Below are 22,030 nucleotides of genomic sequence, written 5' to 3' on the forward strand. Positions count from 1 at the left end.
ACCTTGTACTTTCGGTTAATCAAAGAACGGCATCAGCAGACCATTGCTCAAGAACAGTTTGATAAGGTTTGATGAAGTGCTGCTCAGTAAACTTTCCTTGTTCAATAGCTAACTGGCTGCGTTCTTCGCGATCATAAACAATTTGCGTTAAGGAATAATCCTGATGCTTCAGGCTGGGCTGGTAGCATGTTCCTGCCGCAGAATTCGCATTGTAAATCTCAGGGCGATAAATCTTTTGGAATGTCTCCATGGTGCTGATAGTGCTGATCAGCTCAAGATTCGTATAATCACTGAGTAAATCGCCAGAAAAATAGAAGGCCAAAGGCGCAACACTATTCGGCGGCATAAAATAACGGGCCTGCAATCCCATCTTATTAAAATAATGGTCAGTCAGGGAGGGTTCATCTTGCTGGTATTCAATGCCTAACACCGGATGCTGGTTGCCGGTCTGACGATAGATATTTTTACTGGAAACACTCAGGCAAATAACTGGCTGCTTACTAAAACTCTCTTTATAAGCCTCTGAGCTCAGGAAAGATTTGAAGATATTCCCATGCAGATCACCAAAATTATCTGGCGTGCTAAATCCAGATTGCGTCTTATTATGCTCAGGCAGCACTACGCTAAAATCATAATCACGTACATAAGAAGAGAAGTTGTTTCCTACAATTCCATCAATGCGTTGATTGGTTTTCTTATCAACGATACTGGTTTTTAATATTTCTATCGCCGGAAAACTAACATCAGCACCGATATTCAATTCAGCAGAAATGATTTCAAGTTCAACAGAATAACGATCACCATGAGGGTTATCCCAGCACGCCAGAGAATTGAAACGATTGTCAATCATCACCAGGGCGTTGCGCAAATTCTCCTGACGTTTCTCGCCTCTCGCCAGGTTAGCAAAGTTAGTGGTGATACGTGTATTTTTTGAAGGGTTATAATTTTCGTCAAAAGAAATACGCTTAATAGAAAATGTAAGATTATTACTCATCGCAATCCGGCACCCTGATGTCTGAGATAAATACTGAAATGGCATCTGATTGGTGAAAAGTCAGCCAATTTTCTTTGGGACTTTCTCATTCAGTATTTTTTATCTGGCTTGAAGTTGATAATGCATATTTTATGCCAGAGCCATTGAAGGGTGAAAAGTGATTTAATTTCAATACAACATGAGCCATCTTCATGATCAGGTATATATAGAGTGGCAACATGAAATCCTGACCGGCCTCTTCCTTGCCCGCAACGCAGCGGGGGCGAAATTTTGCGGGTTGTTGTAGCGACCAATCCAGATCTCTTCTCCTGGCTAAAATTTCTGTTGCCTTGCTAAACCGGTTTAGTTAGCTTTCACCCATTCATTTGATGGAGGAAATTGCATGTCAGCACGTGTCTGGTGTCTGGGAGACGCCGTAGTGGATCTGTTGCCGGAAGCAGATGGACGATTGTTGCAATGTCCGGGTGGCGCACCGGCAAATGTTGCTGTCGGTATCGCGCGATTGCAGGGTAACAGCGGTTTTATTGGCCGTGTCGGTGATGACCCTTTTGGTCATTTTATGCGCCAAACGCTGGCGGGCGAGCAGGTGGATATCCGCTTTATGACTGCCGACCCGGTGCATCGGACCTCGACCGTGGTGGTTTCGCTGGATGCAGACGGTGAACGTTCGTTTACTTTTATGGTACGCCCGGGAGCCGACCTTTTTATCGAACCGGCTGATTTGCCGCCATTTCAATCCGATGAGTGGCTGCACTGCTGTTCAATAGCGCTGGCCGCAGAGCCCTCCCGTTCCACCACCTTTACCGCCATGGAGCGCATAAAGGCCGCTGGAGGTCGGGTCAGTTTCGACCCGAATATCCGCCACGACCTGTGGTCAGACCCGGCCCAACTGATGACATGCCTTAACCAGGCCTTGCAGATGGCAGATGTGGTGAAGTTGTCAGAGGAGGAACTGGCGTTTATTGCCGGATCGGGCCAGACCGATACCGCCATGCACCAATTGGCCGCAGAATTTGGTCTTGTATTGCTGCTGGTGACGCAAGGCAAAGCTGGCGTACTGGCCTGGCATAATAACCGGATCACTCACTACCCCACCCTGCCGGTAATCAGCGTGGACACCACCGGGGCTGGCGATGCCTTTGTTGCAGGCTTGCTGTGGGGACTTGCCCGACATGGACTACCGCAAGATGAACCCCAGCTGGCAACACGTCTTGCCCGGGCCCAGATTTGTGGCGCACTGGCAACCACCGCCAAAGGAGCCATGACAGCACTGCCGTGGCTGCAACAGCTTGAGCAGCAACTCGCCTAAATCAGGGCCAACTGCCGCTGCGTTTTGCGAGCTATCTCACAATCACTAAATCGGTTTAGCAAATTTCATTGCGCGAAGAAATTACCCGTGGCTATGATTCAACGCCTAAACCGGTTTAGCAAAAAATAACTTTGTGATGATAGCCTTTCCTCAGGGACGCAAAACAATGAAAAAAAGCACTCTCGCTATAACCCTTGGTGTGTTGCTGGGTTCCGGTTCAGCATGGGCAGCAGACCCCAGTATGAGCAGTATCGAGGCACGCCTGGCGGCGTTAGAACAGCGCTTGCAGGCGGCAGAGCAACGTGCCAATGCCGCCGAAAACCGTGCTCAGGCCGCTGAAAAACAGGCGCAGCAACTTGCCGCCGCACAACAACAAAATCAAACCACTACCGCGCAGGTCGAGCAACGCACCGCCAAACTGGAACAACAAACCACCCATGATGACAGTGGTTTTGAGTTCCATGGCTATGCCCGCTCCGGGCTGCTGATGAATAACTCTGCGTCAAAAACACAGGGCGGCCCGACCGTGACGCCTGCTGGCGAAACTGGCGGCAACATCGGTCGCCTGGGTAATGAACCCGATACCTACGTTGAACTGAATCTGGAACATAAACAAACGCTGACCAATGGTGCGACTACCCGCTTTAAAGTCATGCTCGCCGACGGCCAGCGTACCTACAACGACTGGACGGCCTCCAGCAGTGATCTCAACCTGCGTCAGGCGTTTACGGAAATCGGCCATCTCCCCACCTTTTCCGGTGCGTTTAAAGATGCCACCGTTTGGGCTGGCAAGCGCTTTGATCGCGACAACTTCGATATCCACTGGATCGACTCTGATGTGGTGTTCCTCGCCGGTACTGGCGCAGGCATCTATGACATGAAGTGGAGTGATGATGCTCGCAGCAACCTCTCGCTGTACGGACGCACCTTTGGCGATATCGAAAACAACGACAACACCTCGCAGAACTACATCCTCTCATTGAATAACTTCGCTGGCCCGTTGCAATTGATGGTGAGCGGTATGCGAGCCAGAGATAACGATGATCGCGTCGATACTGAGGGCAACAAAGTCAAAGGTGATGCGGCCAATACCGGTCTGCATGCCCTGGTCGGGCTGCATAACGACAGCTTCTACGGCCTGCGAGACGGTTCGGCCAAGACTGCCCTGCTCTACGGCCACGGCCTGGGTGCCGAGGTCAAGTCAATCGGCTCCGACGGCGCATTGCTACCGGAAGCCAATACCTGGCGTCTGGCCAGTTACGGCATTACGCCGCTCGGGGGAGGCTGGCATATCGCCCCGGCGTTACTGGCACAGAGCAGTAAAGATCGCTACGTCAAAGGTGACAGCTATGAGTGGGCTACCGCCAACCTGCGCCTGATTCAGGAAATTACACAGAATTTCGAGATGCAGTACGAGGGATCTTACCAATATATGGATCTGCGTCCGAAAGGTTACAACAGCCGCAATGCCGTCAGCGGCAGCTTCTACAAACTCACTGTCGCCCCCACGCTGAAAGCCAGCGATGTGGGTGAGTTCCTGAAACGCCCGGAAATCCGCCTCTTCGCCACCTGGATGGATTGGGACCATCGCCTGGATAACTACGCCAGCGATGATGCCTTTGGCAGCAATGGTTTCAAAGCCGGTGGTGAATGGAACTTCGGCGTACAAATGGAAACCTGGTTCTGACCGTTTGGCCCCTGCGGGGGCCATATCAGGCGGGTTGATAGCATAAAAATCAAAAACAGAGGTATGTATGGATTTTGCAAAAATTTCCCGCTCGCTACTGCCGCTACTGGGAGGCAGGGACAATATTGCCAGTGCCGCCCACTGTGCGACACGTCTGCGTCTGGTGCTGGTGGATGACGCCAAAGCGGATACCGATGCCATTGGCAAAATCGACGGGGTGAAAGGCTGTTTCCGTAATGCCGGGCAACTGCAGGTGATCTTTGGCACCGGGATCGTCAACAAGGTCTACGCCGCCTTTATTGCCGAGGCTGGAATTAGCGAAGCAAGCAAATCGGAAGCTGCCGACATTGCCGCACGCAAACTGAACCCGTTCCAGCGTATTGCCCGTCTGTTGTCGAATATTTTTGTGCCGATTATTCCGGCGATTGTCGCCTCCGGTCTGTTGATGGGCCTGCTGGGGATGGTGAAAACTTACGGTTGGGTCAATCCGGATAACGCGCTCTACATTATGCTCGATATGTGCAGCTCCGCTGCGTTTATCATTCTGCCCATCCTGATTGGTTTCACTGCCGCACGCGAGTTTGGCGGTAACCCGTTCCTCGGGGCAACGCTGGGCGGTATCCTCACCCATCCGGCACTCACCAACGCCTGGGGTGTGGCGGCCGGTTTCCACACCATGAACTTCTTTGGTATTGAAGTGGCGATGATTGGCTATCAGGGCACGGTGTTTCCGGTGCTGTTGGCGGTGTGGTTTATGAGCCTGCTGGAGAAACAGCTGCGCCGGGTGATCCCGGATGCACTGGACCTGATCCTGACCCCCTTCCTGACGGTGATCATCTCTGGCTTTATCGCATTGCTGGTTATCGGTCCGGCCGGTCGTATGCTGGGCGACGGCATCTCCTTAGTACTCAGCACACTGATCAGCCATGCCGGCTGGCTGGCTGGATTGCTGTTTGGCGGGCTGTATTCGGTGATCGTCATTACCGGCGTACATCACAGCTTCCACGCCATTGAAGCCGGACTGCTGGGTAATCCTTCGATTGGCGTCAACTTCCTGCTGCCCATCTGGGCCATGGCTAACGTCGCCCAGGGCGGTGCCTGTCTGGCGGTCTGGTTTAAAACCAACGATGCGAAGATCAAAGCCATCACCCTACCCTCGGCCTTCTCAGCCTTACTGGGGATTACCGAGGCGGCGATCTTTGGTATCAACCTGCGCTTTATGAAACCGTTCATTGCCGCCCTGATTGGCGGGGCGATCGGAGGTGCATGGGTGGTGTCGGTGCATGTCTATATGACTGCCGTTGGGTTGACCGGTTTGCCCGGTATGGCCATCGTACAAGCCAGTTCGCTGCTCAATTATGCGATTGGGATGGTCATCGCTTTCAGTACGGCGTTTATTCTCTCTTACCTGCTTAAATACAAAACGGACTCTGAATAATGGCATCATCAACACGCCTGGCCGCCATTTTAAAAGCGGTGATGCACGGTCAGCCCAAAGCCCTGAGCGACAGCCACTATCCCGGCTGGCATCTGGCACCCGTCACCGGGTTGCTAAACGATCCCAATGGCTTTATCCACTTCGCCGGTCGTTACCATCTGTTTTACCAGTGGAACGCACTGGGTTGCCAGCATCAACACAAGTGCTGGGGCCACTGGAGTTCAGAGGACCTGCTGCACTGGCAACACGAACCCATCGCACTGATGCCCGATGACGACTATGACCGCAGCGGCTGCTACTCCGGGAGCGCCGTCGACAACGCCGGGGTACTGACGCTGATTTACACCGGCAACGTCAAATTCGACGACGGCAGCCGTACCGCCTGGCAGTGTCTGGCGGTACAAAACAGCGCCGGGGGCTTTGATAAACTCGGCCCGGTGATGGCGCTGCCCGCGGGTTATACCGGCCATGTGCGCGACCCCAAGGTATGGCGACACGGCGAGTATTGGTACATGGTGCTGGGCGCGCAGGATCGGCAGTTGCAGGGCAAAGTACTGTTGCTGCGTTCAGAGAACCTGCGGGACTGGCACAATCTCGGTGAGATCGCCGGCAGTGGCGTTGGCGGTTCCGGGCCCGCTGGCTACATGTGGGAGTGCCCGGATATGTTTACCCTCGGCGATCACAGCTGGCTGATCTGCTGCCCACAAGGCATCGCACGCGAGGAGAAACGTTTCCTGAACACCCACGCGAGCGCCTGGATCAGCGGTGAGCTCGATTATGCTACCGCGCGCTTTCATCACGGCGCATTTCACGAACTGGACGCCGGGTTTGAGTTTTATGCCCCGCAAACCACACTGACCGCCGCAGGCCGTCGTTTGCTGGTGGGTTGGATGGGCGTGCCGGATGGTGAAGAGATGCATCAGCCAACGGTCAACAACGGCTGGATTCATCAGATGACCTGCCTGCGCGAACTGAGCGATCGCAATGGCAAATTGTATCAACAGCCGATTGTAGAATTGCAGGCACTGCGCGCAGAGGAGCAGGTGTATCACGGCAGCGCCTGCCACGCCCCTGCACTGGATGCACAGCGCCTGGAACTGGAGCTGGAATCTCAGGGCGATATCACGCTGAATTTTGCTGATACCTTGATTTTGCAGTGGCATCAGCATGAGCTGCGTCTGGCCCGGCGCAGCCTGGTAACCGGTGAATGGCTTTATCGCTTCTGGGTTGGCCCGGCGCGGCGTTTGCAGATTCTGTGTGATCATTCCAGCGTGGAGATCTTTATCAATGATGGCGAAGGGGTCATGAGCAGCCGCTACTTCCCTGCGCATCCGGCACAATTAACCCTGAGCGGTCACGCAGAAGTACAGGCCCGCTACTGGTCGTTACGTCGCTGCATGGTAGAATAAGTTATTGTTTCATTAACCGATGCATTGTCGTGAGAAAAACCAAACGCGTTACCATTAGTGATATCGCCGCGCTGGCTGGGGTGTCTAAAGCCACTGCCAGCCTGGTGCTTAACGGCCGCGGCAAAGAGTTAAGGGTCGCGAAGGAGACGCGCGAGCGAGTGCTCACTCTCGCCCAACAACATCACTATCAGCCAAGTATCCATGCCCGTCTGCTGCGCGATGATCGCAGCCATACGCTGGGGCTGGTGGTGCCGGAAATCACTAACCACGGTTTCGCGGTTTTTTCTCACGAGCTGGAAAATTTGTGCCGCGAAGCGGGTTTGCAATTACTCATCTCCTGTACTGACGAGAACGCCGGTCAGGAAATGGTGGTGGTGAACAATCTGGTGGCCCGCCAGGTGGATGGCATCATCGTCGCATCCAGCATGCTGAGCGATAGCGATTACGTGAAGCTGAGTGAACAACTGCCGGTGGTGCTGTTTGACCGTCATATGAATGACACCCGGTTGCCCCTGGTGATTACCGATTCCATTACCCCCACCGCCGATTTAGTCGAGCGACTGGCACGCGCTAATCCTGACGAGATCTATTTTCTTGGCGGGCAACCACGTTTATCGCCCACCAAAGATCGTCTGGCGGGATTTATGCAAGGGCTGGAGCGCGCAGGCGTAACACCGCGTCCGGAATGGATCATTCATGGCAATTACCACCCGAGCAGCGGTTATGAAATGTTCGCGGCATTATGCGCCCGGTTAGGTCGTCCGCCAAAAGCGTTATTTACCGCCGCCTGTGGCCTGCTGGAAGGGGTGCTGCGCTATATGAGCCAGCATCATTTACTGACCAGTGAGATTCGTATTGCCAGCTTTGATGATCACTATCTGTACGATTCCCTGTCAGTGCCGATTGACACTGTTGAGCAAAACATACCGCGCCTGGCGCAGGAGTGTTTCTCCATGCTGACGCAGATGATTCAGGGGCAAGACCCGGCAGAAAGCCAGGTGATACTTCCGGCTACGCTGCGTTTACGTTCGGCGTAGCGGCGCGATAAATCGCGCCACTACGGTTCGTTTACTTAATTTCAGTGACGAAGTTTTCGCGGCTGCGACGGACTTTTTGCAGGTTGACCAGCCAGTCACCTTCAGCCGCACGATAACCCAGCGGCAGAATGATCACGCTGCGTAAGCCCTTCTCTTTCAGGCCCAGAATCTGGTCAACCGCTTCCGGGTCAAAACCTTCCATCGGCGTCGCGTCAACTTCTTCAAACGCTGCCGCAATCAGAGCGCTACCCAGAGCGATGTACGCCTGACGCGCCGCCGCCTGATAGTTCGCCTCTGTACCCCGCTCACCCACGATACCCAGCAGCATCTGACGGTAGTTTTCCCAGCCTTCATTACGGAAGCCACGGACTTCATTGGTGAGATCGAACATCATATTGACGCGTTCCGGCGTGATGTCATCCCAGGCGGCAAACACCATCAGGTGAGAACAATCGGTAACCTGTGCCTGATCCCAGGCGACCGCACGAATTTTTGCCCGGATGTCATCATTGGTAATGACCATCAACTCAAACGGCTGCAACCCACTCGATGTCGCGGTCAAACGCACCGCTTCAATAATGCGTTCCAGCTTGTCTTCAGGCACCACTTTGCTGGCATCAAATTTTTTGGTCGCGTAGCGCCAGGCAAGTTTTTCATTCACGATCGACACAATGTTTTCCTTTTGGTGTGGGAGAAAGCAGGCAACACCCGCCACGCTACGGCGGCGCAAACCTGCAAAACGCGGTTGATGTTAACAGCACACCGCCGCTTCGTCTGAAGCAGAACGAGCTATGCACACCAGGGAAACGTGCTCACTTCCCCAAACACACATGCCAGCGTTTACCGTCACTGCGCAGTTCTGTCACGCTCAGGGGATGAACATCGATAGCGTTAAACGCGCGGACTGGCGCACCCAGCAGGCTGACTACCATCGCCCGAATGATGGCTGAAGACACCACGGCACAGTGCTGCCCGCGTTCAGCGACATGTTGCGCCAGCCACGCCTCACAACGGAGCATCAACTGCTGAAGCGATTCGCCCTCGGGTGGCGCTGCGCCTTCCAGCCAACGCAGAAAGACGTCTGGCTCCTGCTTCATCACATCCCTGATGGCTAAACCCGACCAGCGCCCATGATCGGGTTCCACCAGCGCGGCCACCGGCTCCCCGCTTAGTCCTAACGCCTGAGCGGTCTGCAGGCTCGCCACACCGGGCGCAGTCCAGATTTTACTGTACGACGCAAAACCGCTACGCCGTTGCAGCAAAGCCGGTTCACATAAAGGATCATCAGCGGGAAAGCGGGATTGCCGGTTTGCCAGGGTTTCCCCCTGGCAAACCAGTTGCAGGGTCGCTGACATAGGATCAACGCACATCCGCCAGTTGGCGCAGCGCCGGTTTCTGCACCACTTTCTCGGCAAAAGCACCAAACAGCAGCCCCATCACACACCACATCGTCAGCTGGGTGCCGATAGCACTCAGGCGAAAACGCCATAACACATCCGCCGGGAAGCTGGTCGGAACCTCATTAATCGCCGGCATCAGCATACAGGCGACGATCATCATGATGCAGCCCGCCACGCCGCCCCACAGCGCCGCATTCCAGGCCCCCAGACGCGGCTGGAGCTGATGCGCACTCCACGCCGCGGCCACCATGATCACAGCGGAAATCAGCAGCATGACAAAGTAGAGGCTGGTGCGGTAACCAATGGTGGACGGATCCCCCACCGCGGGTGGGTTCGGTGGGTATTTCAGGCCCGGCATCAGGCTCATCACCAGAAATCCGGCTATCGCCAGAGTCAGTGCCAGGGCGCGCGGATGCGCCGGGCCAGTGCGCTGCCAGCAAAAAGACCAGATCAGCGCCAGCGCGCCACCCATTGCAGCACTGAACAGGATCACTCCGCTCAACAGTCCGGCACCGGACTGGGTCTGGCGACTGAAGACTTCGCCATCAGACTCATCATGGTGATGGCCATTCTCAGCGGCAGCATGCTGATGCGAATGGGAAAGCTGCTCTTCGATAGAAATTGCCCGATCGACCTGCGGCTCGCCAAACACATGCGCAAAACCGAAGGTGATGATGCCCGCCAGAATTCCGGCCATCATGCCCTGCAACAGGAGTTTTCCGGTCATCGCTTTATCCTCAGTGGCAGGGGAAACCCAGCAGATGCCGGGCATCATGGAAATACTCATGGACCTGGTTACCGGAAAAAACGGCAGTGGCCCCCTGTTCTGCGCCAACAAAATAGACCGCCAGCAACACCATTAAGGTGATGAATGCGGCCCAGGGCAGTAACGTGCTCAGTGGGATGGGTGCAACCTGAACCTGGGTGGATGTCGCTACGTGACTCATACACATTCCTCTTCTCTGGCGGTTAATCATAAAAGTTCAGGGGTACGGGTGGCCGGACTGACCGCCACCGGCACCCGCAATGTGGGGTGATGATGGCTGTGCGCGGGTGGACAACTGGCGTTACTGAGTAGCACCGGCATACCGTGCGGCGTATGCAGATAAGCCTGACGCCATTCTGTTGCGCGGTTTGCAATGTCCGCTTCTTCCGTCATTTCAAGCGACAAAATCAGCGTCTCCGCCGCAGCCACCCACTGGCGATAATAGGCATCATTGATGCTTTCATCCGGGCGAGCAGGTGCCGCGTTGATTTCACGACTGAAAACCTCCACCCATGTCTTCCAGCTAAATTTGCCCGCCTGATGCAAGTGAACAATCAACGAGAACACCTGTGCCTGCCACGGATGCTCAAAAGGCGCGGCATCGGCATCAGTGCCGGGGAGAGCGATCGCGACGTCTTTGCTCATAGGGCCTCCAGATAGTCGTCCCACAAATCAATGCGTACCGTATCTTTCGCTGGTGCATCCGCACCCCACAGTTCGGTCGCGGCAAACCTGACGCTGTAAACATGTTGCGGATGTTCGCCCAGCCCATGAGCCACGGTATCCGGGGTAACAAACACACCGTGATCAATCTCAATGGTGCCGACTTTTCCGCGCGCATAACGCGGCAGACGGGTATGACCGCCAGGGTTGAGGTTTTTCGCTCTGACCTGATCACCGACGCGAAATCTGGCCGTCACCGCTTCATCAACCCGGGCAGAAGCCCCGGTGGTGACCACAGCCTGCACCATATCCGGCCGCAGTACCGGTGTCGCAGCGCTGGCCGGCACGGCAGCAACCTTGCCTGCCAGCTCCTCGCGGGTAATCACGCCTTTCTCCAGCAGCAGGGTCTCAAAGGCATGCATCCAGTGTTCGTAATAGCTTTCTTCCAGATAATGAACCGGGTTCATGCGCTCAATCGCGTGCCTGAACATGTCGACGTTGAAATGACCGCCAACAAACAGCGACGCAAACAGTGAGAACGCCCGGCGCTCCCATTCATGATGGAAAGGCGGTTCGTTAGGTTCAGTCATGACAGCACCCATGCCGTGCATGCCACCCAGATCGTGTATCCCGTTCATCGGTGTCTCCCGTTAATTGCTGCCAGGTTGTAATGCCACGCCGGTACCAATCATCGCGTCACGCGTTACCAGATCGGCCAATTGATCTTCGCTCCAGCCCTCGGTTCCGGCCGGTCGTTCTGGCAACACCAGATAACGCAGCTCAGCACTGCTGTCCCACACACGGATTTCGCGGTCTTCGCCAATCGTCACCCCAAATTCGGCCAGCACACTGCGCGGGTCGATAACAATGCGGGCGCGATACGGCGCAGATTTGTACCAGGCCGGGGGTAAACCCAGCGTCGGCCAGGGATAACAGGAACACAGGGTGCAGACCGTCACGTTGTGGACCTCCGGGGTATTCTCAACCACCATCATGTCCTCGCCCTGCACGCCGGAAAATCCCAGTTCGGCGATGGCCTGCGTGCCGTCCGCCAACAAGCGCGCTTTGTAAGCCGGATCGCTCCAGGCTTTTGCCACCACCCTGGCACCATTACGCGGGCCGATACGGTGTTCATAGGTGTCAATCAGCGCATCCATTGCCGCCGCATCCACCAGCCCTTTCTCAATCAGTAGCGATTCCAGCGCTTTCACGCGCAGGGCGATGTCCGCCGGGGGTGCGGTGTGTTCATGGTCATGGTCGTGTGCCATCGTGCTTCTCCGTAAAGACAGTGGATTGATATCCGGGCCTCACGCGGCCCGGACGGCCTTACATCTGTTTCCAGTCGCCGCTGGCTTCAAACGCTGATGCGGCCTGATAAATCGTGCTTTCCGCGTAGTGACGCCCTATCAGCATCATGCCAACCGGTAATCCCGCGACTAACCCACAGGGAATCGACATTGCCGGATGGCCGGTAACGTCCAGTGCCGCCGTATTGCCAATCATCTCGAAGGCGCGGGAAATGTACTCCGTGATGGAGCAATCAACTTCAGGCAGGGGTTGCGCGGTGATCGGCACCGTAGGCATCACCAGCAGGTCAAAGTCACTCAGGGCGCTATCATAGTCCGCACGTGCACGACGGGCGATATTCTGCGCTTTGGCATAAAACCGGCCATGGTAACGGGAGAGTCCGTACTGACCGATCAGCATGCAGATTTTGAGTGAAGGAGAAAGCGAGTCAGCGTGGTCACGCCAGGCGGCATGTTTATCGAGCAGGGCAACGTCATACAAACCTTCCCAGTTAAAGCCCATGCCGTTACCGTGCATCATCTGCATGGTCAGTCCTTCACAACCAATCGGTGACCATAAGGCCGCAGCAAGACGATGACCCGGCACCGAGATCTCGCCGACCACGGCACCCAGGCTTTCCAGTCGGGCCACCGCGTTGCGCACCTTCAGCGCCACTTCTGGCTGCAAATTGGGTAACTGAAAACCTTCGGTAAGGATGCCAATTTTCAGCCCTTTAACCCCTTTACCGAGTGCCGCCGTATAGTTGCCACCACGTGAACTGTATTGCCGTGGGTCGAGGCCATCAGGCCCGGCCATCACTTCCAGCATCAGGGCGTTATCCGCTACTGTCGCGGTAATCGGGCCAGCATGATCGATGGTGGCCTCGATCGGCATAATGCCGGTATAAGGCACCAGTCCGTGGGTCGGTTTCATGCCATAGGTGCCGCAAAACGCCGAGGGAATGCGGATCGATCCTCCCTGATCGCAGCCAATGGCCATGTCCACTTCCCCCGCCGCCACCAGCGCGGCGCTCCCTGACGAGGAGCCACCCGCGCTGTAACCCTGACGCCAGGGATTATGTACCGGGGCCGGATCGGCGGTGTGGCTGCCACCTGACAGGCAGAAATGTTCGCAGGTGGCTTTACCAAGGATGGTCGCCCCGGCGTCCAACAGCCGGGTGACCACGGTGGCATCAAATAACGGGACATGCCCTTCCAGCGAGGTCGCACCGTTCATCATTGGCACCCCGGCAAGGGCAACGTTATCCTTAAGAGCCACTGTTTTTCCCGCCAGACGTCCCCCCGCTGCGCCCTTAACTTCGCTTTTGTAATACCAGGCATTCAGCGGGTTTTCCTCACCAGCCGGACGGTAGCCCGGCTGACGTGGATAGTTAACCGGAGGAATGTCATCCGGCAGCGCATCAATAAGGTCATACGCATCCAGATTGGGTTGCATTAGCGCCAGATATTCAGCCGCCTCCTCGTCACTGAGTTGCAGATGAAGCAAGCTGGCAAGGTGATGCAGCTGCGCTGCATCTGGACGTTCAATAGCCATGATTTTTTCCCTGATTTAAACCATAAACGGTGTTAACCCTGACCCGAACATAACGTGCCTGCAGTTTGTTCACATGGTTGAGACGGACAAACTCCTGGTCAGGAAGGACAACCTCAAAACACGCGTGCGTAGCGCAGATTCAGGCGGAAATCTTCTGCTGCGCCATTTTCGACGCGCAGATCTCTGCCTAACTGGATCTGAAACTGATCGCGTGGGGTGACAAATTTAGTGGCCGTCAGTCGCACATTGGTGGTCTGACTCTGGTTGTCCTGTTCTACGCCATCGATTCGGCTCTCACCGCCCCAGGTCTGTCCAAAGCCGAGACCCAACGACAGCGTCGGGTCAGGCATATAGCGTCCCATGATCTGCGCTGCCCATGAATTGTCCTGCTTCAGGCGGGATGACGCCGTGCCGTAATCGTTGTTGTCGCCGTACCAGATGGCGTCCCCGACCATATCCAGCGCCCACTTCTCGCCGAAGAACTTCACCCAGGCGGCCTGTAAATCTACCTTCCAGCGGTTCTCGCCAAGATTCAGCGCGTTGTTATGGTCATAGTTGCCGGTCGGGACATACAGATAGGGGGCAAAACCGAAGATATCGCCGCCGCTGTTAAGCCGGACCTTGAGCGGTACGGTCAGGATCAGGTCCCCCGTGCCATTGGCTGAACCCAGTGCAGCGGCATCGCCGCTACCAAACACCCGGCCAAACGGCAGCAAAAACTGAGGATCGAGCGTTGCCGTCTCGCTGATCTGCACGGTATGCAATAGCCTCAGCATGCCGATATCGGAGGTCACATTGTAATCAGAACTGACTTTGTCACCGTGCGAGCGGGCCGAACCGGTGGTTGCGTGCTGGTAATACAGCAGACCCACCGTCGTACCGTCAGGGAACTGGCTGTAATCGCCAGGCGCAACTTCAACAGCAAACGCCGATGTCGCAGACAGCAGCATACCCAGCAGGCAAAAGCGTAATCCCGGCATAATCATTCCTCGGAAAAAGGGCGTTTCAGATGGTTATCAGTGGTCAGCGCACGGCATCTCGCAGCATCCCGGTCTGGGGATGGCAGTTGATGTATTCGAACGTCTGAAAGCGTGCATCGGAGACCGACACTTCGTGATAGAGCCGGAGTTTTTGCAGTCCGGCCACCACCCGAAAGAAGGTGGTAAAGATGCGTAGATGGGTAGGATGCGATTCCGCCCAGCGCTCAAGCCGATCCAGCGAGCGCCAGAAACCAATATCGTAGGCGATATCCAATACGTTGCCGTCGATATCCACGTTGCGCACAAAACGGTTGCTGTAACAACCGAGCGTCTGCCCTTCATCGCGCAGGAAATCCATGCCGGCTTGCAGCGGCGGCAGCATTTCCGTGAAATACAGCGCACGTTCCTGTTCATCCGCGTCCATCCAGTCCTGGCCGGAACGGATAAGGGTGATGTTGTCATGGCCCTGCACCACCACCCGGCCTCCGGCGGCAGGATCGCCAGAAATAATGCGCAGCTCACCATCAGGTTGTAGCCAGTCCGTTTGCGACGCCGGAATACGGTCGCGAACGGAACCCCAGTAGCCATGCTCCTGGATTTCCCCACTGAGGTTATCCATCACTGCACCAACGCCAGGTAACGCCTCTTTAAAGGCGTAAAGTGTTTCGAATTGCTCAGCACGCGGAGCAATGATTTCCCGGAAATACCCCAATCCATCGCGCAAACGGTCATCGGATGACCACCAGCCGGTAATGGCTGGCTGATGCAGCCAACGGCAATACGCAGCAGGATCGCGCCAGTAGCCGACAACGATGAAGTTGCCGAACCCCTGATTATCGGTGTGGAAGGTCACGTCATGATTGCCTGGGCCGTTGTCCAGACTGAAGCTGCGAACAATGTGCTGCATGGCCGTGATCGCGGCTGCACGTTGTTCTTCGCGAAACTGCACGCCCAGATAAGCCATAACCACCTGAGTCAGGCTGGCGTCGGCCCGTCCGGCGAACATCGGGAAAGGCGGTTGATAATCGTCGTGCACCCGACGGGACAGCGTGCGGGGACATTTGAGATGCGTATCGATGGCAGATTCCATAATGACTCCCTGGTGTTGTGAAGAAAAATCACCCCCGATATTAAGGAGAAATTCACAACTCACCTGGCTGTGGCGGACAACTGCCTGGCTGGGCCGGACAAGGGGAAAAAACGGCGGAAGGGAGAACTGAAATGGTGCAGGATTGCCCTGAACTGGCGCACTTTCCACTTTTCACTGGCAGTAACTCACTGATCTCACAGCACGCCGCTGACAATGGCGCAATTATTGCTTTCAGTCAGAAATGATGAGATCCGACAATTAATTGCCACGTTGAGGTGAGAGAGTGAACAGCACATTGGCTCCTGGTAATGTCCGCTATTCCACCGCACAAGTCGCGGAACCCCAGCGCTTTGAGTACTGGAATGATGTGATTCTGCGCCATTGCATCCCTTCGGATGGCAAACCACTGTCAGGGACTTTTGACGGCGAACTGGGGGTACGCGAGGTCGGGCTGGTCGATATTTGCACCCTCAGTGCCAGTACCCACTACTGGGAACGCAAAGCAAAACACCTGCGCACCGGGCCAGAGGATGATTTATGGCTGGGTTGCTTTCAGGGCGGCTATGGTCAACTGGAACAGGGGGGAAGAAAAGCGAACCTCACCTCAACCAATTTGGTGCTGTACGATGCCGCGCAAACTTTCCGTTTTAGTATTGGTGGGTATAACAATCACTTGATTCGTATCCCCAGGCATTTGCTGTGCGGCAAACTGCCAGGTGCGGAATCGATGACCGCCACCGTGCTGGATGAATCACGTCCCGGCATCATTCCGTTGCGCGAGATGATCTATCAGGCGGTGCAATCCCCAGAGCTGTTTAGCCATCCTCAACTGGCCGGGCGTTTCTCACAAACGCTGCTCGATCTGCTGGTGTTGAGCCTGGAATTACAAACACCCGAGAAAGAACACGTTGAGCGTGATTTGTACGCCAGGATCAGAAATTACATCCGCAGACATCTCACCGATCCAGCACTGAATCTGGAGAGCATCGCCCTCGCCCACCATGTGTCGGTGCGCACCGTGACACGCGCGTTTGCCCGACATCAGAAAACACCGGTGGCGATTATCTGGCAGGAACGTCTGGAAGCCAGTCGTGAGGCGCTGGTGCAGGGGCGGGTTGCCAGTGTCTCGCAGGCAGCGATGGACTACGGCTTTTCTGACTTCTCCCATTTCAGCCATGCGTTTCGCAAAGCGTTTGGCGTTACCCCACATTCCGTGATGAAGCAACACCGTCAGGGTAGCCAGCGGTCAAACCCATGCGATGAGTAATGAATTGTTTTCCTGAGCATCATTGTCAGATATAACACTTCCCTCAACAGGTACGAAGGGAAGGTCATGGACAGAAACACGGTCGTTACGTTATTGCAGTATAAAAAATGGGCTGATGCCGCGACCCTTGCGGCAATCAACGCGCTTGACGCCTCGGCTGACAGCCAAAAACGCCATCTGATGCTAAGGTTGATGAACCACATCTACGTGGTCGATATGATCTTCCGGGCCAATATCAGCGGTCAGTCACACGGCTATACCGCACTGAATACGCCTGAAACCCCCTCCTGCGATGAGCTGGCAGCACGGATGAATGCGGGCACTGACTGGTATATTGAACATATCGGTGCCATGAACGAGGCGGATTTTGCCGAGACCATTAGGTTCCGGTTTGTGGACGGTGGTGACGGAGAAATGAAAGCCATCGATATGATCAACCATGTCCTTTTCCACGGAACCTATCATCGTGGTGCGGTGGGTTGGCTGATATCAGAGTGCGGCGGTGTCCCGCCAAAAGATGTGATGACGGTATTTCTGCGGGACCATAATCACTGATCGCTGAAGGGAGAGTCATGATAATGCAGAGTCTTGAAATCGTTTCACGGCTGCTCCCTGATGTGCGTTCCGGGTATTCAGATCGATTTTGTGGAGGATGACTCGGCTTAATCCGTTTCATCACCTGCAACTTTCTTCAAACCGCACTATATCCCTGCTTTGGATCATTTTTAAACTGTGGAAATGCCAATTTTAGTTCTCCCTGCTCAACCAGTTGCTTTAAATACTGCTGGCGCAACGCGTTAGGATTACGATTAAGTATTTCACCAAGGGCAGAAACAGAAATAAAATGCCCTGCGCATACTTTCAGGATTACATCCTTCATTAATTCTTTATCGCCAAGCCGCAACTTCTCGCGCGGTATAGCGGCTTGAGCAAACAGAGTATCCCGAAAAGCCTCAGTTAAATGTTCCACGGAGTCGATATATGGCAAGCCGATAAATCGACTTATGATACGCCCGTGATCATCTCGACTTATAGACTGATTTATATTTGTTTTTTTATTCAGACCTGTCGTTCTGCCACCTGATTGTGCTGCGTTATGTGTTGGGCCAGTTTCACTATGTGTGAACCTCCGCCCGCTATATGTGGAGTCCTCATCGTTAGGTGTGGAGTTACTTGACACATTAATAGACCCCAGTGAGAAGACCTCATCCGGTGTCACAACGGAAACGCCCGGTAGAGTGTAATGTTTGCTTTTCTGCTCTCCACCTGCGGTAAGGAAGCCTTTACTTTCCAGTCGGGGAAGCGTCAATGTTACTTCACGAGGATGTTTGATTGTGAGCTGGCAAGCACGCTCATGGTTAACCCAACCTTCAATAGCCGCTGTGGCTATAATAACTTGTTCAAAGTCATCGAGTTGGTCGAAATTCTCACCAAACTTCAGATGTAATTCATCCAGGATATGTTGTGGGATTAGGCTCGCTGTCGAAAGTTCGAGAAGAGTCTGTGCCGGTACCGTTTTTTCCCATAACTTGGGAATACGCCAGTTAGCCGATTTCCAGCCACTGAAAATCTTAGGCATCCCTGAGCCAGCCTTTTCTCCTAAGCCAATGAGCAAAAACATCTGATGCAATAAACGATTACGGCAATCACTCGTACCACCGGCTATCACATCTTCCAAAGGAAGACGCATCAGCCCAGGATTACGGAAACCAAACATATCGGGCCGTTTAACGACGAGAATAGATACCCGATCTGAAAAATCGGCGTGTACCAGCGTATTAACTAATGCCTCTCTCAAAGCAATGTGTACTGGCGTATCCGTTTTGCGCTGACCACCTTCCAGACTAAAAGGTACTTTCAGATCAGAAACCAGTTTTTGATATACTTTTCTATAAAAATCAAAGATATTTCCGGACCATGTACCATCAGGGGTTACTCTGTCAACCCAACGTAACTCAGTTTTAGCTTCGGGTCGTTCCTGATAATCCACCATATAGTTAGGTGATGCGGCAATAATCGCTTCCCACTTACCAAACATCAAAATCCCCGCAAGGGTAATCCCCTCCCTACCGGTTTCTCGATCTTTACGCCATCCACCTACCATTTTCAGTAGTTCAAAAGGTTCGCAGGCAAGGTAAGGGTGCTGCGGATTATTGGCTGAGAGTAGGTTGCGATAGACTTTCAGGCTATCGAGTTCGATATCTTCTTCAAAGAGATAGTGCTCTGAAAGAACTTCATTATCACGACTATCGTGAATCTGCTCAGCAAGCATTCGTTTGACGGTCATGTCATCACAAATCCGGTCTCCCTCATGCAAACGCTGATAAGTATGACCAAACGGGGATTTTTTAAGATGAACTGGTTTTTGCTTACGCATGGCTGGCGGAATATGAATTGCCAACACATCCTTTCCTTGCAAACAAATAAGCTGAACATCTTTTTCTGACTGAATAACATTCACACTGATACGGTCTCGATCGTTCAGTTGATTGAATAAATCTGTTTTTATCTTGTTGGGATCAACTACACCAACCGGAGTGAAGTTTCCGGACTCCTCTTTCACTCCCAGTATGACCCAGCCGCCTCTCCCATTTGCCATTGCAGAATATGTCGGCCAGAAATCCTTCGGAAGCTCCCCTTTACCATCCTTACCACCAGCCAGTTTGAACTCAACCTGTTCTGACTCAACAAGAGTTTGTAGATCAATAATATCCTGAATTAGCAATGGCATACCGTATCCTCTGGCCGGAAAACATCCTGCTTCATCATACTTTATTCGTTCGTATCTCGATACATCATCTGCAATACGGGACAATAAACACTGAGCAGGAAAAGTGCTTAATAAGTCTGATGACGAACGTAAACACCATTTGATGCTAAGTTTGATGAATCACATTACATGGTCGACATGATATTCCGGGCTAACACAAACGTGGTAACTGGCTGATAGATTGTCCAGAACCACTGCTCGCTGAAGGGAGCACTATAATAATGCAGAGTCTTGAAATTGTTGCACGGCTGCTCCCTGAGGTGCGCTCCGGGAAGAAACTTCATACCATTCGCTGGCAGGAACGTAAAATCTCGCCCGGCCCGATGTTGTATGTTAATGCGGAGGATGCCGCAGATATGCTTATTGTCTGGGTGACAAATGTGGAGACCATGCCGCTTTCTGCCGTGGCACACCATCTTGGCAAATCAAAAGAGTGGCCAGACGATGTGTTGTTGGCCGGTATGCGTGAGCATTATCCGGGGATTGATATGGACTCTATGGTGGAGATAATCCACCACCTTCCACCAGCATCAGATTGAACCATTCACCCTCTCCTTCCGCTATCATCGGAATTAATTTTATAAATATGAAGGTAATGAACAAACGCTTCCCGGTGAATACCGAGAAGTTTTTTAAGCTATTTACCGTTAAACCAGTCGTAAAATCGAAATAAACCGGAATAAAACGCGTAAGCACCAATGAGCATGAAAATCCAGGATATTACCCCCAGCAGACCATGTGTATTCATTGGGCTACATGGCCCGACTGCATTCGAAAGAGGAGATACCGTAGGCATCCACAATAAAAAAATCATAAAACGACGATTACGTGTACCCGATCCGAATCCCTTCATAAAACCGTCCTTTCGCCAGCGATACTGGTAGTGATGCAACACATTGATTTTAAATAAACCCAACCCAAACTGAATACCATTTCCATTTAATCTCCTTGTTGATATCTGTTTCAGGAAATTAAACGACACCCCATAAAATAAGAAATTCAAACATTATAACAAGAGATAAACACTGAAAACCTTGATGATAACAGATCTATTTAAAATATCGTTATCAAAAAACATGTCATAAAAGCACCCTCACAAGCCATATAACACATACACATCCACCTCATTTTAAAAGAAAATGTATATCATTCAAATTAATAGACCAACTAATTCAAGATAGTAAAAACAATGTTGAGGATTATTCGTTTTACTATTTTCTAATATTTGTGATCAATCTCGAAAATAGCCCGTTCGCTTCCATGATGGTAGTGAGCCACCTCATCACACTGGACGATTAATCAGCTCAACAACCTCAAATTCCTGGAAGACGAAAGCATCATCATGATTGAGTCCGTTCTTTCCGGATGATTAACCTTTGCATCTCTGTTATCCCTATATATTTCAAAGTTGTCCACAATCACGGTGCATATCTGACGCCAAACCCTGTGGATAAAATTGACCGGCACGCTTGTGACGACGCTCGCGGGTGTGACGGTTATTTACTGACCACCCTCGCGCAGTAGCCCAGCCAGCCGCTGCCGACTGTCGGTCAGCACATCAAGTTGCTGATCAATTTGCGCCATATGCTGTCTGATTTTTGCCTGCAAAACATCACACAGCGGCGTGGCGGGGGCGATCTGCGGGACACAAGAGATAACATCGCGAATCACGCTGAGGGGAAGCCCTGCCCTGTTAAGCAACACCATACTTTTGACCCTGTTAGCCTCCTCCGCAGAATAATTTCGATAACCCGAGGGTTCCCGCGCCGGGTGGATTAAGCCTTCCTGTTCGTAGTAACGCAACATGCGGGCGCTGACGCCGGTCACGCGCGAAAATTCACCGATCTTCATTTTGGCCCTTGACCCTGACAGTGATGTCATCGTTTAGCATTGGCTGCATTCAATCACAATCGATGGAGTCTGACATGTTAAAACTGATAATGAGTGTGAAACGATTGCCCACTCTCTCGCGTGAAGCGTTTGATGACCACTGGCAGAATCACCATGCCCCGCTGGTTCGTAAGCATGCGGAGGTCCTTGGTATTCGCCGCTATATTCAGACCGCACCACTGCCCAATCCCGAGGCGCAGCAGGCACTGCAACAGGGGCGAGCTTCAGATCCGGTAGATTTCGACGGATGTGCCGAACTCTGGTGGGATGATCTTGCTGCTCATCTCGCTGCCCGCACAACCGAACAGGGACTGGCCGCGCTTAAGGAACTGATTGAAGATGAGCGACGTTTTGTTGACCTGTCACGTTCTCAGCTGTGGTACGGAGAGGAACGTGAGATTCTATAACGCCGGTGTTAAGTAACGACAATATTGTTCTTAATTAATGCTGATTTAAAAATAAGACACTCTTCGCCAGTAACTGAATAGC

Annotated in this window: 22 protein-coding genes; 9 read left to right on the top strand and 13 right to left on the bottom strand. The window is 53.2% G+C overall.

The genetic code is table 11. From position 1 onward, the window contains the following. Positions 1 to 19: 19 nt before the first annotated feature. A complete protein-coding gene (locus tag PAT9B_RS27385; protein WP_013512531.1) occupies positions 20 to 994 on the bottom strand; it encodes a DUF1852 domain-containing protein in 975 nt (324 codons plus the stop codon). 382 nt (positions 995 to 1,376) lie between these two features. Between PAT9B_RS27385 and PAT9B_RS27390 the strand changes: the two genes are divergently transcribed. The 5 genes from PAT9B_RS27390 to PAT9B_RS27410 all read left to right on the top strand — a co-directional run bounded on the left by PAT9B_RS27390 (position 1,377) and on the right by PAT9B_RS27410 (position 7,874). Beyond that, positions 1,377 to 2,303, top strand: a complete 927-nt coding sequence (locus PAT9B_RS27390) for an aminoimidazole riboside kinase (RefSeq protein WP_013512532.1) — start codon at positions 1,377 to 1,379, stop codon at positions 2,301 to 2,303. A 166-nt stretch (positions 2,304 to 2,469) separates the two neighbouring features. Then, complete coding sequence (locus PAT9B_RS27395) at positions 2,470 to 3,990, top strand: carbohydrate porin (RefSeq protein WP_013512533.1); 1,521 nt, start codon at positions 2,470 to 2,472, stop codon at positions 3,988 to 3,990. Positions 3,991 to 4,057: 67 nt separating this feature from the next. Continuing rightward, positions 4,058 to 5,428: a sucrose-specific PTS transporter subunit IIBC gene (locus PAT9B_RS27400; RefSeq protein WP_013512534.1), complete on the top strand. Its 1,371-nt coding sequence runs from the start codon at positions 4,058 to 4,060 to the stop codon at positions 5,426 to 5,428. After that, positions 5,428 to 6,837 (top strand): sucrose-6-phosphate hydrolase, encoded by a 1,410-nt coding sequence (locus PAT9B_RS27405; protein ID WP_013512535.1) that lies wholly within the window; start codon positions 5,428 to 5,430, stop codon positions 6,835 to 6,837. The genes PAT9B_RS27400 and PAT9B_RS27405 overlap by 1 nt, the downstream gene beginning before the upstream one ends. 29 nt (positions 6,838 to 6,866) lie before the next feature. Continuing rightward, positions 6,867 to 7,874 (top strand): substrate-binding domain-containing protein, encoded by a 1,008-nt coding sequence (locus tag PAT9B_RS27410; RefSeq protein WP_013512536.1) that lies wholly within the window; start codon positions 6,867 to 6,869, stop codon positions 7,872 to 7,874. Positions 7,875 to 7,905: 31 nt separating this feature from the next. Here the strand turns inward: PAT9B_RS27410 and PAT9B_RS27415 are convergent, their stop codons facing one another. The 10 genes from PAT9B_RS27415 to PAT9B_RS27460 form a co-directional block, all read right to left on the bottom strand. After that, positions 7,906 to 8,544, bottom strand: a complete 639-nt coding sequence (locus PAT9B_RS27415) for an NAD(P)H-dependent oxidoreductase (protein ID WP_013512537.1) — start codon at positions 8,542 to 8,544, stop codon at positions 7,906 to 7,908. Positions 8,545 to 8,686: 142 nt separating this feature from the next. Next, complete coding sequence (locus PAT9B_RS27420; protein ID WP_013512538.1) at positions 8,687 to 9,229, bottom strand: histidine phosphatase family protein; 543 nt, start codon at positions 9,227 to 9,229, stop codon at positions 8,687 to 8,689. A gap of 4 nt (positions 9,230 to 9,233) precedes the next feature. Beyond that, positions 9,234 to 10,001 (bottom strand): CbtA family protein, encoded by a 768-nt coding sequence (locus PAT9B_RS27425; protein WP_013512539.1) that lies wholly within the window; start codon positions 9,999 to 10,001, stop codon positions 9,234 to 9,236. A gap of 10 nt (positions 10,002 to 10,011) precedes the next feature. Then, on the bottom strand, positions 10,012 to 10,221 hold the full coding sequence (locus PAT9B_RS27430; protein ID WP_013512540.1) for a CbtB-domain containing protein: 210 nt from the start codon (positions 10,219 to 10,221) through the stop codon (positions 10,012 to 10,014). 26 nt (positions 10,222 to 10,247) lie between these two features. Continuing rightward, a complete protein-coding gene (locus PAT9B_RS27435; protein WP_013512541.1) occupies positions 10,248 to 10,685 on the bottom strand; it encodes a nitrile hydratase accessory protein in 438 nt (145 codons plus the stop codon). Further along, entirely contained in the window at positions 10,682 to 11,341 is a 660-nt protein-coding gene (nthB, locus tag PAT9B_RS27440) for a nitrile hydratase subunit beta (RefSeq protein WP_013512542.1), read from the bottom strand. Before nthB ends, PAT9B_RS27435 begins: the two co-directional genes overlap by 4 nt. A gap of 12 nt (positions 11,342 to 11,353) precedes the next feature. Beyond that, entirely contained in the window at positions 11,354 to 11,971 is a 618-nt protein-coding gene (gene nthA / locus PAT9B_RS27445; protein ID WP_013512543.1) for a nitrile hydratase subunit alpha, read from the bottom strand. 58 nt (positions 11,972 to 12,029) lie between these two features. After that, positions 12,030 to 13,544 (bottom strand): amidase, encoded by a 1,515-nt coding sequence (locus tag PAT9B_RS27450; RefSeq protein WP_013512544.1) that lies wholly within the window; start codon positions 13,542 to 13,544, stop codon positions 12,030 to 12,032. A gap of 113 nt (positions 13,545 to 13,657) precedes the next feature. Further along, the gene (locus tag PAT9B_RS27455) at positions 13,658 to 14,524 is read right to left on the bottom strand and encodes a transporter (protein ID WP_013512545.1); all 867 of its coding nucleotides are present in this window, start codon (positions 14,522 to 14,524) and stop codon (positions 13,658 to 13,660) included. A gap of 43 nt (positions 14,525 to 14,567) precedes the next feature. Beyond that, on the bottom strand, positions 14,568 to 15,614 hold the full coding sequence (locus PAT9B_RS27460) for a phenylacetaldoxime dehydratase family protein (protein ID WP_013512546.1): 1,047 nt from the start codon (positions 15,612 to 15,614) through the stop codon (positions 14,568 to 14,570). 283 nt (positions 15,615 to 15,897) lie between these two features. Between PAT9B_RS27460 and PAT9B_RS27465 the strand changes: the two genes are divergently transcribed. Further along, positions 15,898 to 16,881 (top strand): helix-turn-helix domain-containing protein, encoded by a 984-nt coding sequence (locus PAT9B_RS27465; RefSeq protein ID WP_013512547.1) that lies wholly within the window; start codon positions 15,898 to 15,900, stop codon positions 16,879 to 16,881. A 66-nt stretch (positions 16,882 to 16,947) separates the two neighbouring features. Beyond that, complete coding sequence (locus PAT9B_RS27470; protein ID WP_013512548.1) at positions 16,948 to 17,436, top strand: DinB family protein; 489 nt, start codon at positions 16,948 to 16,950, stop codon at positions 17,434 to 17,436. A gap of 136 nt (positions 17,437 to 17,572) precedes the next feature. On the opposite strand, the gene PAT9B_RS27475 is transcribed toward PAT9B_RS27470, so the two are convergent. After that, a complete protein-coding gene (locus PAT9B_RS27475; RefSeq protein ID WP_013512549.1) occupies positions 17,573 to 19,612 on the bottom strand; it encodes an RNA-binding domain-containing protein in 2,040 nt (679 codons plus the stop codon). Positions 19,613 to 19,872: 260 nt separating this feature from the next. Here PAT9B_RS27475 and PAT9B_RS27480 point away from each other — a divergent pair, with 260 nt between their 5' ends. After that, positions 19,873 to 20,190, top strand: a complete 318-nt coding sequence (locus PAT9B_RS27480) for an ASCH domain-containing protein (protein WP_013512550.1) — start codon at positions 19,873 to 19,875, stop codon at positions 20,188 to 20,190. A 961-nt stretch (positions 20,191 to 21,151) separates the two neighbouring features. On the opposite strand, the gene PAT9B_RS27485 is transcribed toward PAT9B_RS27480, so the two are convergent. Next, positions 21,152 to 21,502 (bottom strand): MerR family transcriptional regulator, encoded by a 351-nt coding sequence (locus tag PAT9B_RS27485; RefSeq protein WP_013512552.1) that lies wholly within the window; start codon positions 21,500 to 21,502, stop codon positions 21,152 to 21,154. Positions 21,503 to 21,576: 74 nt separating this feature from the next. Here PAT9B_RS27485 and PAT9B_RS27490 point away from each other — a divergent pair, with 74 nt between their 5' ends. Then, complete coding sequence (locus PAT9B_RS27490) at positions 21,577 to 21,948, top strand: EthD domain-containing protein (protein WP_013512553.1); 372 nt, start codon at positions 21,577 to 21,579, stop codon at positions 21,946 to 21,948. Positions 21,949 to 22,030 lie beyond the last annotated feature (82 nt).

The sequence above is a fragment of the Pantoea sp. At-9b genome, from assembly GCF_000175935.2.
In the GTDB taxonomy this organism is placed as follows: Bacteria; Pseudomonadota; Gammaproteobacteria; order Enterobacterales; family Enterobacteriaceae; genus Pantoea.